Source organism: Mesorhizobium sp. M1182 (assembly GCF_040318335.1).
GTDB lineage: Bacteria > Pseudomonadota > Alphaproteobacteria > Rhizobiales > Rhizobiaceae > Mesorhizobium.
The window spans coordinates 1-12,156 of record NZ_JAMYMD010000028.1; the positions used below are offsets into that span (position 1 = coordinate 1).

General features: G+C 59.4%; 15 protein-coding genes and 2 pseudogenes. 8 read left to right on the forward strand and 9 right to left on the reverse strand.

Going from position 1 to position 12,156, the window contains the following annotated elements; translation table 11 throughout:
* On the forward strand, positions 1-271 hold a 271-nt coding region (locus tag NKH33_RS25130), incomplete at its 5' end, for a hypothetical protein (protein WP_502906770.1).
* A gap of 286 nt (positions 272-557) precedes the next feature.
* Here the strand turns inward: NKH33_RS25130 and NKH33_RS25135 are convergent.
* Entirely contained in the window at positions 558-857 is a 300-nt protein-coding gene (locus NKH33_RS25135; protein ID WP_352473090.1) for a DUF1236 domain-containing protein, read from the reverse strand.
* A 96-nt stretch (positions 858-953) separates the two neighbouring features.
* Between NKH33_RS25135 and NKH33_RS25140 the strand changes: the two genes are divergently transcribed.
* The gene (locus NKH33_RS25140) at positions 954-1,961 is read left to right on the forward strand and encodes a DUF1236 domain-containing protein (protein ID WP_502906771.1); all 1,008 of its coding nucleotides are present in this window, start codon (positions 954-956) and stop codon (positions 1,959-1,961) included.
* A gap of 105 nt (positions 1,962-2,066) precedes the next feature.
* Here NKH33_RS25140 and NKH33_RS25145 read toward each other — a convergent pair whose 3' ends face one another.
* Entirely contained in the window at positions 2,067-2,309 is a 243-nt protein-coding gene (locus NKH33_RS25145; protein WP_352686328.1) for a polymerase, read from the reverse strand.
* A gap of 188 nt (positions 2,310-2,497) precedes the next feature.
* A complete protein-coding gene (locus tag NKH33_RS25150) occupies positions 2,498-2,821 on the reverse strand; it encodes a DUF4142 domain-containing protein (RefSeq protein ID WP_352619115.1) in 324 nt (107 codons plus the stop codon).
* Between NKH33_RS25150 and NKH33_RS33300 the strand changes: the two are divergent.
* Both NKH33_RS33300 and NKH33_RS25155 read left to right on the forward strand, forming a co-directional pair.
* Positions 2,770-2,977, forward strand: a pseudogene (locus NKH33_RS33300) (hypothetical protein); the annotation flags it as partial. The gene NKH33_RS25150 and the pseudogene NKH33_RS33300 overlap by 52 nt on opposite strands.
* 70 nt (positions 2,978-3,047) lie before the next feature.
* Positions 3,048-3,469: pseudogene (locus NKH33_RS25155) on the forward strand (exopolysaccharide biosynthesis protein).
* Here the strand turns inward: NKH33_RS25155 and NKH33_RS25160 are convergent.
* The 4 genes from NKH33_RS25160 to NKH33_RS25175 all read right to left on the reverse strand — a co-directional run bounded on the left by NKH33_RS25160 (position 3,466) and on the right by NKH33_RS25175 (position 5,501).
* Positions 3,466-3,657 carry a hypothetical protein gene (locus NKH33_RS25160; protein ID WP_352619117.1) on the reverse strand — a complete coding sequence of 64 codons (192 nt, stop codon included), beginning with the start codon at positions 3,655-3,657 and terminating at the stop codon, positions 3,466-3,468. The pseudogene NKH33_RS25155 and the gene NKH33_RS25160 overlap by 4 nt on opposite strands.
* A 155-nt stretch (positions 3,658-3,812) precedes the next feature.
* Complete coding sequence (locus tag NKH33_RS25165) at positions 3,813-4,040, reverse strand: hypothetical protein (protein ID WP_352921977.1); 228 nt, start codon at positions 4,038-4,040, stop codon at positions 3,813-3,815.
* A 117-nt stretch (positions 4,041-4,157) separates the two neighbouring features.
* A complete protein-coding gene (locus NKH33_RS25170) occupies positions 4,158-4,400 on the reverse strand; it encodes a DUF982 domain-containing protein (RefSeq protein ID WP_352503259.1) in 243 nt (80 codons plus the stop codon).
* Positions 4,401-5,033: 633 nt separating this feature from the next.
* Positions 5,034-5,501, reverse strand: a complete 468-nt coding sequence (locus NKH33_RS25175) for a hypothetical protein (protein WP_352474337.1) — start codon at positions 5,499-5,501, stop codon at positions 5,034-5,036.
* 1,371 nt (positions 5,502-6,872) lie between these two features.
* On the opposite strand from NKH33_RS25175, the gene NKH33_RS25180 reads away from it, so the two are divergent.
* Positions 6,873-7,265 carry a hypothetical protein gene (locus NKH33_RS25180; RefSeq protein WP_353016357.1) on the forward strand — a complete coding sequence of 131 codons (393 nt, stop codon included), beginning with the start codon at positions 6,873-6,875 and terminating at the stop codon, positions 7,263-7,265.
* Positions 7,266-7,891: 626 nt separating this feature from the next.
* On the opposite strand, the gene NKH33_RS25185 is transcribed toward NKH33_RS25180, so the two are convergent.
* Positions 7,892-8,110 (reverse strand): hypothetical protein, encoded by a 219-nt coding sequence (locus NKH33_RS25185; RefSeq protein ID WP_352617989.1) that lies wholly within the window; start codon positions 8,108-8,110, stop codon positions 7,892-7,894.
* Between the two features lie 100 nt (positions 8,111-8,210).
* A complete protein-coding gene (locus tag NKH33_RS25190; RefSeq protein ID WP_352617992.1) occupies positions 8,211-8,354 on the reverse strand; it encodes a major capsid family protein in 144 nt (47 codons plus the stop codon).
* Between the two features lie 399 nt (positions 8,355-8,753).
* On the opposite strand from NKH33_RS25190, the gene NKH33_RS25195 reads away from it, so the two are divergent.
* The 3 genes from NKH33_RS25195 to NKH33_RS25205 are packed head-to-tail and all read left to right on the forward strand — an operon-like array spanning position 8,754 to position 12,141.
* Positions 8,754-9,665, forward strand: coding sequence for a carbohydrate ABC transporter permease (locus NKH33_RS25195; RefSeq protein ID WP_352617995.1), 912 nt, complete (start codon positions 8,754-8,756; stop codon positions 9,663-9,665).
* Positions 9,665-10,564 carry a carbohydrate ABC transporter permease gene (locus NKH33_RS25200; protein ID WP_352617997.1) on the forward strand — a complete coding sequence of 300 codons (900 nt, stop codon included), beginning with the start codon at positions 9,665-9,667 and terminating at the stop codon, positions 10,562-10,564. Before NKH33_RS25195 ends, NKH33_RS25200 begins: the two co-directional genes overlap by 1 nt.
* Before the next feature lie 47 nt (positions 10,565-10,611).
* On the forward strand, positions 10,612-12,141 hold the full coding sequence (locus NKH33_RS25205; RefSeq protein WP_352617999.1) for an ABC transporter substrate-binding protein: 1,530 nt from the start codon (positions 10,612-10,614) through the stop codon (positions 12,139-12,141).
* The last annotated feature ends 15 nt before the right edge of the window (positions 12,142-12,156 follow it).

The following is a 12,156-nucleotide window of genomic DNA, read 5'->3' on the forward strand; positions in this document are numbered from 1 at the left end:
GTTCAGCAGGTACAAACGTCCGCTTGTAGAATGTCCTTCTTGCCCATTAATGCAGACGCTCTACCTCGTCCCGATGATTTGGGCTCCCGCTGGAAGGTTCTACGATGCCGGCGAAGTCGCCAATCCACCGCCGATGCACGACCCGGTCATTCTGCGGCTGGTCAAAGAAACGGGGATCACCGTCGAACAGGCGCGCGATCTCATCAACCTATTGGGCAACCTCAACTGGAACTCGCTCTTGAGAAGCCCGCTTCCTTACCAGCGCCGCTGAGGCGATAGGCACCCAGTCACGGATATTGAAATATTGAAAGCGCCACAAAATCCGCTAGTCTTAACTGCGGTCGCCTTTGCTTGCCACGAGGTGACTACCTAGCCTAACCCCGCTCCGGCCAAAGCGTCCCCCGCCCTCGCCCCAACGCCGGAGCGGGGCTTTGGTCATCCCCGGCCTTGTCAGGCGCACCGTTGTCCTTGCCACGATGGCCAGTAGCCACGGTGTCGGTGCGGTACTTCATTGTCGCTCAACGTCGCCGCATGTCCCTTCAAAGCGACGCGCTTGCTCACTCGATGACCTTTACAATCCTGCGCGTGCCAGGATCGACCAGGACGGTCCGATTGTCGACGACGACATAGCGGTATTTGACGTCGGGAACCTCATGAAGCTCGACGGTATCGGGCAGGGTCGAGCCGACATTGAGCTCCACGCCGGGAAGCTGGACGGACGCCAGAGGCTGCTTTTTCACATACTCGCGTACGATCGTCTCCTGCTGCGGTTCGATGACCACGTCCTGAGCGGCAGCGGCGCCGACACCCGCAAGCAGCAAAAACCCAGCCGCGGCCGCCGAAAGATGCATTCTCATGATTGTCTCCTTTCCTCGTGAGCCACCTCTGCGCTGCGCCGCGTCATGCTGTTCGCAGCGGGGTCGCTATAGGCCGGTAACGTCATCAGGTGGAGCTTGTTCCGCCACTCGGATCGCTTGCCGTTTCCCTCCATTAGTTTGGAACAAAGTTTTTTAGACGCAGTTTTGCGGGGTGAAGGGACGCGTTTTCCAAGGAGATCTCTCATGAAAGGCGTTCTGATCACCAGCATGTTAGCAATCAGCGTCAGCTGCGGGGCCGCACTTGCCCAGACGCAGCAGTCGACCGGCGATCAGTCCGGCGCCAATTGTGCAGCCGGCACTGCCAATTGCCAGAACGGCGCCAAGATGGGCGAGCAGGCTCAGGGCAAGGCCGGCGCCACCACTGATCAACAGGCGCAGGGCAAACCGAAGCTGAAGACCGGCGAGCAGGCTCAGGGCAAGGCTGGCGCTACGACTGACCAGCAAGCCCAGGGCAAACCGAAACTGAAGACCGATCAGCAAGCCCAAGGCAAGGCTGGCGCCACGACTGACCAGCAGGCCACGGGCAACACGAAGATGAAGACCGAGGAGCAAGCCCAGGGCAAGGCTGGAACCACCACCACCGAGCAGGCTCAGGGCAGCTCCAAGATGCAGACCGAACAGCAGGCTCAGGGTAAGGCTGGAACCACGACAACCACCGAGCAAGCTCAGGGCAAGCCTGGCGCCACGACCGACCAGCAGGCCACGGGCAGCACCAAGATGAAGATCGACGAGCAGGCTCAGGGCAAGGCCGGGACCACGACCACCGAGCAGACCCAAGGCAATGCCTCGACGCAGACGCAGGACCAGAGTTCGACCGCTTCCATCAGCAATGTGACCGTTGAACAGAAGACCCAGATTACCCAGGTCATCAAGGAAACGAACGTCCAACCCGTTTCCAATGTCGATTTCGACATCTCCGTCGGCGTCGAGGTCCCGCGAAAGAAGGTCCGGCTGCATCGTCTGCCGGCGCGCATCGTCAAAATCGTTCCGGCTTATGAAAATTACGAGTATTTCGTGCTCGCTGACGGCCGGATCGTCATCGTCGACCCGAATACCTACAAGATCGTGATTATCCTGACCTAGTCGTGGCCAGACGGTCTACCGTGGGTTGATTCACCAAAAAAGCCCGCCGCGCAGCTCGGGCGGCGGGCTTTTCCGTACCCAGCTCCAGCGTCTGCAAATCGCAAATCAAGGTCCGTCCTCGGGGCGAGGAGTGAGCACGGTATGATCGATGGTGTCGGGCAGGCAGGGACTGGGCAGGCAGCTTGTTCGGACTGACGCGGTGGTCATGGCATCGATATCCGTGACCAGCACCATTCTCGCGTAGTGCCGCGGCCACAGCGGCTCTCCAAACAGGACGAAGACGCCGCCAATCATCAGCGTCACCAACAAGAGTGCCGTTGCGTTTGCAAATATCTCGCCGTAGCGCATGGTAACCTGTCCTGGCCGGAAATCGATTCAGCCTGTGACAGCGGCAATCGGGACGGTGCCGAAACCCAGCTCTACTGCCCTTGGCGCCTCGCGAATGCCGCCTCCCGTTGGATCCTCTCGGGAATAAGCCAGGTGAATAACGGCACTCTCGGTACTTTGTTCCCGGGTCCCGACGACAGCCGCTCCCTTCATGCCGGACGTTTCCGTTTGCGAAGCCGCTGGCGGTCGTCGCCATTGATGCGCGGCAGCGAGATCCTTGACGTGACGTTCGTGCATCTGCAGCACTGGCAGCGTCTTTTTGGCAACTCCTTCATTTCAGCCGGATCGTCGCCGGAATCTGCGTAAGCGGAAAACAGCGCCACCGCTTCCTTATGCGCCTGGGTCTGCATGTCGATATATTTCGATTGGAAGCTGTCACCACTGGCCTCCTTGAGTTGGTCGGAGAGCGCGCGAAGCTTCCGTGGAGATCGTTCGCCAGTCTCAGAACTGCCTGACGTCTCAGGACCCGCCACTCATCGAGCGCGCCGCCGGCGACTACGGCTGGGCGGCGGTCCACCGCCATCAATATAGCGATTGGCCGTACCGCGCCGGCGGAGCTTCTGGATAGCCAGGACCCGCAATGCGCAGCCCTTGTCCGGGCTCTGAACAGAGCCGGCGAGGATGCGTGAGGACCGGCTGCGTGGGTGAGATGTCCGAGCCATCCCAGCGTTGACGCCGATCCCGGGGCCGTTCGGCACGGTGTTCGGCAGCGGGCTCGCGCTGGTCCCGCTCCAGATCGTCGCGGGCAGCCGGAGGGTCTGGTTGCCCGCCATCATCAGAGAGCGCCAGTTTTCGCCTGTGGCGTTCGGTCTTATGGTCCGTCATTCGGTGCCGATGATCAGCCGGGTGGAGAAAGTGGTGCGCACCGGTCGGCTGCAGATCCTGACGGGCCCGACGGTGCAGACGCGCTCGGCGTTCCGATCTTCCTGCTCGCTGTCGTTATCGCCCTGCTGATTCCCTTCGGCAATATCCTGCCGGTGCTCTCACTGGTAGTCTTGGCCGTCGCATTGATGGAATGCGACGGTCTCGTAACCCTGATTGGACTGCTGCTCGCCTCGACGTCGTTTGTCGCGACTGCGGCTCTGCTTGTTGTTGTGGCATCAGCGGTCCCGACGTCCTAAGCGCGGGATTGCGAGATCACGGGCGCGTCGTCAGGCATTGAGTCCGAGACCCGCCGCTCACTGACGGCCCAGGCCTGCTCTTCGACATTTTCATCTGCCTCAAGTCTGCGCCGCAACTCGCTCATCACGCGGTGCGTCATCTGAACATCCTCAATCGAAATATGACCTGCCACATAGGCAACAACCATGTCGGTACCCGCAGAGCCATAACGCCAGCAATAGCAGTTTCTAAAAGGGTCCAGAATGTTTGGTCGAACTACCGAGCGGGGATTCGTAACCAGCTCGCTAAGTTCCCCGTGCCGCTCACGATCCTATAGGGTTGAACCAGTGGAGAGCCATGCGGCTATTCGCGAAGATCGAACCCGACAAACAGGCCAACGGCTGGCGCAATCTCGACAATAAGTTCGACCAGCGCGCAGTCACTTTCCACCAGATTCGGCCCGTCTCGGCGCACCGCTGCGATAGTGTCTTTGACGGAGATGATTTGGCCGCGAGGGGCTTGCAGGATTAGCTCGTGAACAAGCTGTTTGGCCGTCACCTTGTCGGGTCGACAGTCCGTCCAAAGGTTCATACGAGGCCTCCCACCTCAGCGAGAACCCAAGCGGCCACTTAGGTCACCTCTCGAACAAATCAATGTTCGAATCGTACTGAATAAAGGACTGAATCTTTGGGAGAAATTCTCCTCCTCCTACGGGGAGAGATACATCTTGGCTTCCTTGGCGGCAGCCTCAAAGGCCTTTCGTACCACCTGAGGGTCAATCGGATCGCCCTCTAGATCTGACAGGCAGAGGGTCACCGCCTTGTGCCAGCGAGGTCCTCTGCGGGTCCACCTCTTGAGTTGCTCAAGGGCTGTCCTCGCATTGTTGCAGCCATGCCTGTCGCCGGTTTCAGTCTTCACGAACACCGGAGGGACGAACCAATGGGTTGCCATCGAGGGACAATTAGAGGGGGTGGAAATGTTTGGAAGGGATGTCTGAGCCGGTGATCGAATTTGGCTTGTGCGAAGAGCCACACGACCTGCTAATCAGGAAAAAGCATCCCCTCCTCCATGGCAGCGGCCAGGAACGCCTTGCGGCACTCCTCAGGCTCATCTCGTCGGCAATAACAGCCACGCAAACGCGCACCGCGAGGTTCCAGTCAGGGCCACGGTTGCTTCAGGAGCTCCTTGGCTGCAGCGTGCACGTGGTGGACCCCTAGCGGAAGCCGTCGTGCTCCGTCTTGACGTACACTGGAGGTGCGAACCAAAGGATTGCCATGGAATTTAGAGAAGGACTTCCTCTGCGACCAGCTTCCGGTCGGGAGCTGGTAAACTTTTTGACCCTCGACCCTAAACAGAGGACCGTAACATCCCCATCTCCTCGGCTGCGCCGCGGTCGCGGTGAGGGATAGGCGCCCAGCCTGGTTCGGTTTCGCCGTTGCGGAGCCACGGAAACGGCAGATTCCCTCACGTTGGCGGTGCGGCGGTGGAACGGGGCGACCGAGAACCGCTGTTGCAGTTAAATCTCAGTCTTCGCTGCAGGCCAGCGCGATCAACGTCCACACATATTTCTGAAAGTCTTAGGCTTTAGCAGCCTTCCGCACGTAGCGATCGCACCATTCGCACGACGACGGGATCGTAGGCGATTTTTTCGGATCTGCTGTAGTTCATTATAAAGAGCGCCGCACCGTCATTGCAGACGGCAATGACGCGTACGTAGCGGATTTGCCCGTCCCTGATACCGGAATAACTGGCCCACGTCGGCTTAACGCGCCGATAGGTCACTTTCCAGCCCGCCTTTTCATCCTCGACAATTCGATGCTCTATTTCGGCGCGGAAACTGGCCTTTCCGAGCCTTGCGCCCCAAACAGCAAGAAAGGCCTCGTTTTTGCCCTGAAAAGCTGCTCCCTGGTCGGAACGCTGAGTTAAAACAAAGCCGGGGGGCGCATCGAATACAAAGCCAAACTGCTTGATGCCGAAGGGCTGCCACTCTTGCGCATAAAGAAGCGTGGTGGAAAATAACAATGAGACGAAGCTAAGCAGCAAGCGGAACATGGCGCTTAATTAGGGTCGAGTAATATACCGTCCATACCCTGCCGGGGTTTTTTGCCAAGCCGACCTAGCATCGGCAAGCTGGCTTAGTCGCAGACGCCGGCGGCGCCGCTCGACACTGCTGCTTAACCCGACTTGGCTCCAAACTCGTACTCGGGCGATCACCTTGGCCCGATGAGGCGCCGTTGGTGAGCTGCGGCTGGCCAGCGCCGCCGCAGGCAATCGATGGCAAGATTTTGTGGCCGCAGTTGGTCGGCAATCCAAGGCTTACGAGTCCTCGCGTCCAATCCCTGTGCAGATTCCCACTGGAACCAATGCGACCGGGGCCGGTTAACAATCGAAGGGGCCCCCTCGGATCTTGAATGATGGTCGATCTTTTGAACATCGAGTTGCCTAAAGCCAGGCAGCGCGTGAACAAGCGGAGCTGTCTCTCCACGTGCCACCGAAATCCTGGACAAAGACTGCGGCGTCGGCATTAACATCGCGCTGTGCGACAGGATTAGGTCTGCACAACGTCGACTGGCCGAGGCCAGACCTGCACGGACTGCGGTCTGACACGCTGAACATCCGGCCGCTTGGCGGAGCATCGCAACAGGCCGCAAATTTCCGCGCGATGCGCGCTCAGGGCCACTGGTGTTCCAGAGCTTCAATGCGTCCACAAACCGACGGTTGGAGCGTAAAGGACGAACTCGGCACCGAAATGTCAGATTGTCCCCCGGTCGCTACCGGCAGCAACAAGGTGGTACCGGAAGTTATTGCGCATGCGTCGTCGAAATAGCGACCCTGGCGGATGCGGCCCGGAACGCGGCAAAGGTCTCCGGCGGAACGCTCTCAAACTCGGTATGCCTTGGCACTGGCTACAAACCAGACCGAGAGGATTCTTCTTTCCGGATCAGACCCCGTTTTGCGTATGGAGTTGGAGGGCATGACGGCAACTCGGGTCGAGACGGTCAACGAGCGGAGAGGCAGTCGCGTTCCTTGTCTCCGTCCCTCAGCAATCGGCGCAAACGCCGAACATGGAGCTGGCGCTCCTGCGAGGAAGCGGAAAGAGATCGGAGGGTTGTCTGCGGATGCTGCAGCCGCCCACGCGCCCGCTCAAGGCTTAGTTTCTTCCTGGGGAGGAGCTTTTGGGTCAGGACAATCAGGGACGACGGAGTGCTACGCTTCGTTGTGGCAGAACGACCGCTTGATCGCAGCCACCTGGAACAGCGTCGAAATCGCAATCATCACCAATATCATCTGTCTCGTGCTTGGTTCGGTTTCACCTTGATCTCGCCGCGCACGCCGCGGCGCGTTGGAGGATGTCATTGGGATTCCTGTGTGAAAAGATGCGGGTAGGATTGCCGATTGGGCCTGTGCGCCCATAGTCACGGCATGAAGGCGGAGTATGTTGAACTGGTTTTGTTGGAGCAATCACTTGCCAATACAGGCGGTATGAATCGGGCGTTTTCCGACCGAGTGGATGACATCGCGGAGAAAACTGGCGGATCCGTCTTGTTCGACGTTCGCGTGGACGGCGATTCTCGCATTCAGAGGATGGCGGCGATTGGGTACGGCGCAAACGACACCGTGGTAGCAATCATGATGGATAAAAACGGACAACTTAGATCCGCGCCGGTGGACGCAGACAACGACTTTCTGGTGGCCGAACTAACCGTGTGGAGTTCGCTGCCGATGGCCGAGCAGGCCTCTGCCAACTACCACGGCGCGGCAGAGAGCTTGCTTGCGAAGCTTCGCAAATCGGGCCGTTTCGACCGGTCTACCTGATCTTTCTCAAAGTCGGATGGCGGTGGCGTGATGGCGAGACACACGGTAGCGCGTCGTGTGGGTCATGTCCCACGAGTCTGAATGTCCCACGAGTCTGAACCAAAAAGAATGTTTGATATCAAGCTCTTTACCGCGTCGGTGGCCCGCAAGGGCGAATTGGGACCTACAAGTTCAGCAATGATGGGCAAATTGTCCGCGTCGGTCTGAACTACCATTTCTAATCACTCTCTGAAATATCAGACCGGCTTTTCTCCTTTAGGGCCGATCTGAACGCTGCCTTCGGCACCGTCGATGGTGGGCTTGATTGTGGCACGGTAGTTGCCGCCCACAAGGATTTTGACGGTGACTGTCCTGGCCGTTCCTTTCGAGTTGCTATTTGAGAGATTGCCCGGAACCGCCGGGCGCGGGTTGCTAAGGCGCTTCCGGGGTCAGCGGCGTCAGCGTTGCCGGCGCCGGAACGATGTCGAAATAGACGGTCGGCGCGGTCACCTCGATCGGGAAGGCCAGCTTCTGCACGCAGGTGTAGGTGAGGCGCGCCTCTTAATGCGCCCGGCCGAGCGCGGTCGCCAGCGGGATGGTGATGGAGCGCTGATAGGTCTCGCGGCCCTCCGGCGGATAGCAATCGATCAGCGGCCGCGCAACTTCGCGTCAACGAGTTCCTTAAGCTTGTCGGTCGGGACGTTCTTGGCATGGTCGATGCCGAGCTGATTCGCCTGCTTGGTGAGGTCCTCGCGTTCCGTGTCGGTGCCCTTGCCTTGGAGGAATTCGTCGGATTGGGACGAATTCTTACCGGGAAAGGGGAACCAGCCGGTTGCCTTGGCAACTTTCACTTCGGCTGCGCTCACGTCGACATCGGCGGTCTGGCCGGATCGAGGAAAACCGGACCGCTGGTGGTGTTGATACCGCGCGGGCCTGCCTGGTTGTTGGTGTTTCATCATCGCCTCCTTAGATGCCGTCGAGATGGCGGATCGACTTCGGCCGGCGGATATCGACCACGCCGAGACGGAAGATGCCGGGCACGTTGAACTTGATCCGGTCTGCCATGCGGGCCAGGAACCGGAAGGGCGTCGGTGAGTTGTCCGCGGACAACTAAGCTCGAAACGGCATCAGGGTTAAGCATTTGTAAATTCGTAAGGAAAAGGGTCTTATTGTAACTGCGCAGTTTATCGCATCTTAGCGCTAATTGCATAGTTCGAGGGCCAAGGATGTTGCAGCCAAAATTGGCGGCGGCCCTGAGCGCGTTTGAGGCTGGTGCACGGCATTTGCCGGCGGCGTTTCCTCCAAAACAACTCCATACTCGGCGATCACGGCATCCTCTGGGACCACGAGCAAATCCCTTGAGCGCTGACGGAACCGACTTGACAATTCGGCGGCCGTCCGACACGTTCTTAACAAAAGGCACAACAAACTTACAAAAGTTCAAGTTGGCACAATCTGGCCGATAGGGAGAAGGCCGATGCGTCTGTGTGACCGAGCGGAGATTTGCGCGTGAGCACGGTGACCGTGACCCGCGAAGCGCCCAGATGGGCCCTTCCCCGGTTCATGACTGCCGAGCATCCTTTCCCCTGGCTCGCGCCGATCACGGTGATGCTTCTCGTTTTCGGCATCTATCCCCTCGCCTATTCGGTCTGGCTGTCGCTTCACAAACGCAATGTCGTTTCCCGTCAGCTCGACTTCGCCGGGCTCCACCAATGGACGCGCGCCTTCTCGGATGCGCGTATGTGGCATTCGCTGGAAACCACGCTGATCTACACCTTCGTCGCGCTTGTGGTTCAGCTTGCGCTCGGCATCCTCATCGCGCTTCTGCTTGACACCGATCGCAAAGGTTACGGCGTGCTGCGGGCGCTGATGACACTGCCGCTGGTGGTGCCGCCTGCGGTGACCGGAATGATGTTCCTGCTGATGCAGGACGGCTCTTTCGGCGTCCTGTCGTTCTACCTGTATGCCCTCGACCTGATCTCGCCGGCACAGCCGATCCTGACGCAGCCCGGAACCGCATTGGCGGCGATCCTGCTGGCGGACATATGGCAATGGACGCCGTTCATGGTGCTCATCATCCTGGCAGGGCTCAGGGCGCTGCCGAAGGAACCTTTCGAGGCAGCCGCGATCGACGGTGCCAACGGCATCCAGACCTTCTTGCGGCTCACATTGCCGATGCTGCGCAAGGTGATAGCGGTCGCGGTGCTGATCCGCGGCGTCGATCTCTTTCGCATCTACGACTACGTCTACATCATCACCGCCGGCGGGCCAGGCACGGCCACCGAGACGCTTTCGTTCTACGCTGGCCGTATCTACTTCACCGGAGACTTCCCCTATGCCGCAACCCTGTCGCTGATCGTGCTCGTCGTCTTGATCGTCGTCTCGAACCTCTTCGTCAGGCTGTTCAAGGTGAGGTTCTGATGGAGTCGTCGCGCGCCCAAACGATCGCCCGCGACGTGCTCGCCGTCCTGGTGGTGGCGATCTTCATGTTCCCCATCGCGTGGTGGGCCTTGTCGTCCATCAAACCCTATTCGGCGATCTTCGACCGCAGCGGACCGGTCTACGTCGGATTCACACCGACGCCGGACAATTACCGCGTGACGTTGGTTGGCGTCTCACGCGTCGACATCGGCATGGAACAGGGCGGCGAGGCGGCCGGGGTGATCAAGGGTGGCGCCAGCTCCTACGATTCGCGCCAGTCGTTGCTCGACAGCGCCATCATAGCCGTCGGATCGACGGCGCTGACGCTGCTGCTGGCCACGCTGGCCGCCTATTGCCTGTCGCGAATGCAGTTCAGCGGCCAGCAGTCCTTCCTGTTCTGGATTCTGTCGCAGCGCTTCATGCCGCCAATCGCGATCGTCATTCCAATCGTTTTCATGTTCCGCGATCTCGGCTTGCGCGATACCTATACGGGCCTCGTCCTCGTTCACAGTTTGATCAACCTGCCGCTGGCGGTTCTGCTTTTGAAGTCGTTCTTCGACGATGTTCCGCGCGAGGTTGATGAGGCGGCGCTTATTGACGGCGCGACGCGCTGGCAGACGTTCCGACGCGTGGTCCTTCCCATGGTCAAGGGCGGCATCGCTGCGACGGCCGTGCTGTGTTTCATCTTTTCGTGGACCGAGTTCCTGCTCTCACTGTTCCTGACAACGTCGATCCGCACTGTGCCGGTGAAGATCTCGACCTTTGTCACCTCGACCGCGACCGAGTGGGGCTACATCACAGCGCTCGGCACGTCCGCGATCATACCCAGCTTCATCTTTATCCTGCTGGTTCAACGGCATCTGGTCCGCGGCCTCACCCTCGGATCGCTGAAGGAGTGAGGCGCAGACGAGAAGAACGACGACAAAAACGCAATGGAGGAACGATCATGAGCTTCAGTGAACACGACAAGAAGACATTCGTCGCCGATACCTGCAATGACTTTACGGCGCGCCGGATAACCAAACGCGACTTCATGAGGAAGATGGCGCTCGCCGGCGTCGGCTTTTCCGCCTTCGGATCGGCCATGCTAGGTGGTGGCCGCACCAATCGGGGGATGCTGGGCCTCGGGGTTGAAGAAGCCCGCGCCCAGGACGCCGATATGCTGAAGTGGCTGGCCGACGTCGGCAAACCATATGCCGGCACCAAAATCCGCTACACTTCGGAAGCGACGCCGCCAACGATTGTTGCCAACCAGCTTGTCGCGGGTGAATTCACCAAGGCAACCGGCATTGAGGTTGAAGTCGAGATCGTGCCGCTGGAGCAGGTTCTCGCCAAGGCGACGCAAGACGTACAGGGCCAGCTTGGCACCTACGACGTCTACTATCTCGACCAGTCCTGGATGGCGACATTTGCCCAGGATGTCGTCGATCCGCGCGAGTATTACGACCAGAACAAAGACCTGGCGATGCCCAACTTCGACTGGGACGATTTCTCCAAGCCGCTGGTCGACGGCATCGCCATGTACAACGGCAAACAGTGCGGAATTCCATTCGATATTCCGATCTTCATCCTGATGTACCGCAAGGATCTCTTCGACAAACACAACATTGCCCTGCCGACAGACCTCGACGCCTACCTCAAGGCCGTCCAGGCGCTCACAGAGGCAGAAAAGAGCAACGGCATCTTCGGCACCGCGTGCCAGGCGAAGTCCGGCCACTATTCGCTGGAATGCGACTGGACCTTCGCATTGTGGGGCCATGGCGGTTCTGTCTTCAACAAGGACAAGAAGTTTGTCGGCAATGACGAGCGTGGCGTGGCCGGGCTCAAATTCTATCAGGAGCTGGTCAAGAACTCGCCGCCGTCGGCGACGACTTGGACCTGGGACGGCCAAGGACAGGCCCTGACACAGGGACAAGCCGCCATGGCAATCACCTGGGGCGAGGATTTCCCCGGCTTCGATGCCAAGGATTCCAAGGTCAAAGGCCTGTTCGAGGCCCTGCCCGCGCCCAAGGAAGTTCCTGGTCGTCGCGCCGCTGCCGATTGCGGCTTCAACGAAATCCCGGCCGTCGGCCACCAGGGCGGCTCGACGATCTCGCTGTCGCAATATTCCAAGAACAAGGAAGCGGCATGGCTGTTCATGCAGTGGGTCTGCTCGAAGGATGTCATGGCGCGGGTATCGACGCTCGGCGGCGGGGCCTCGCCGATGCGCAATTCCTCTTTTACAGATCCTCGGGTCAAGGCGAAGGCCGTTGTCGGTCCCGGAACGACACGCCATTTCGACGCGATCAAATACACGATCGACAACCAGATGGGATCGGAGCCGGACATGCCGATCTGGGCGGATCTGTCGAACAACGACATTCCGGTTGAGCTCGGCAAGTTGCTTACGGGCCAAGACTATGGCGGCGATGCCAAGGCATGCCTGGATGCCATTGCCGGCATTGTCGACGGCAAAGTCAAGGATGCCGGTCTTTAGCGGCTGGTCGGTGAT

Excerpts from the sequence above, each read along its gene's own strand:
- NKH33_RS25160 (WP_352619117.1), bottom strand. The coding sequence starts at position 3,657 with ATGGTTGTTGCCTATGTGGCAGGTCATATTTCGATTGAGGATGTTCAG.
- NKH33_RS25145 (WP_352686328.1), bottom strand. The coding sequence starts at position 2,309 with ATGCGCTACGGCGAGATATTTGCAAACGCAACGGCACTCTTGTTGGTG.
- NKH33_RS25205 (WP_352617999.1), top strand. The coding sequence starts at position 10,612 with ATGAGCTTCAGTGAACACGACAAGAAGACATTCGTCGCCGATACCTGC.
- NKH33_RS25180 (WP_353016357.1), top strand. The coding sequence starts at position 6,873 with ATGAAGGCGGAGTATGTTGAACTGGTTTTGTTGGAGCAATCACTTGCC.
- NKH33_RS25165 (WP_352921977.1), bottom strand. The coding sequence starts at position 4,040 with ATGAACCTTTGGACGGACTGTCGACCCGACAAGGTGACGGCCAAACAG.
- NKH33_RS25135 (WP_352473090.1), bottom strand. The coding sequence starts at position 857 with ATGAGAATGCATCTTTCGGCGGCCGCGGCTGGGTTTTTGCTGCTTGCG.
- NKH33_RS25175 (WP_352474337.1), bottom strand. The coding sequence starts at position 5,501 with ATGTTCCGCTTGCTGCTTAGCTTCGTCTCATTGTTATTTTCCACCACG.
- NKH33_RS25200 (WP_352617997.1), top strand. The coding sequence starts at position 9,665 with ATGGAGTCGTCGCGCGCCCAAACGATCGCCCGCGACGTGCTCGCCGTC.
- NKH33_RS25170 (WP_352503259.1), bottom strand. The coding sequence starts at position 4,400 with ATGGCAACCCATTGGTTCGTCCCTCCGGTGTTCGTGAAGACTGAAACC.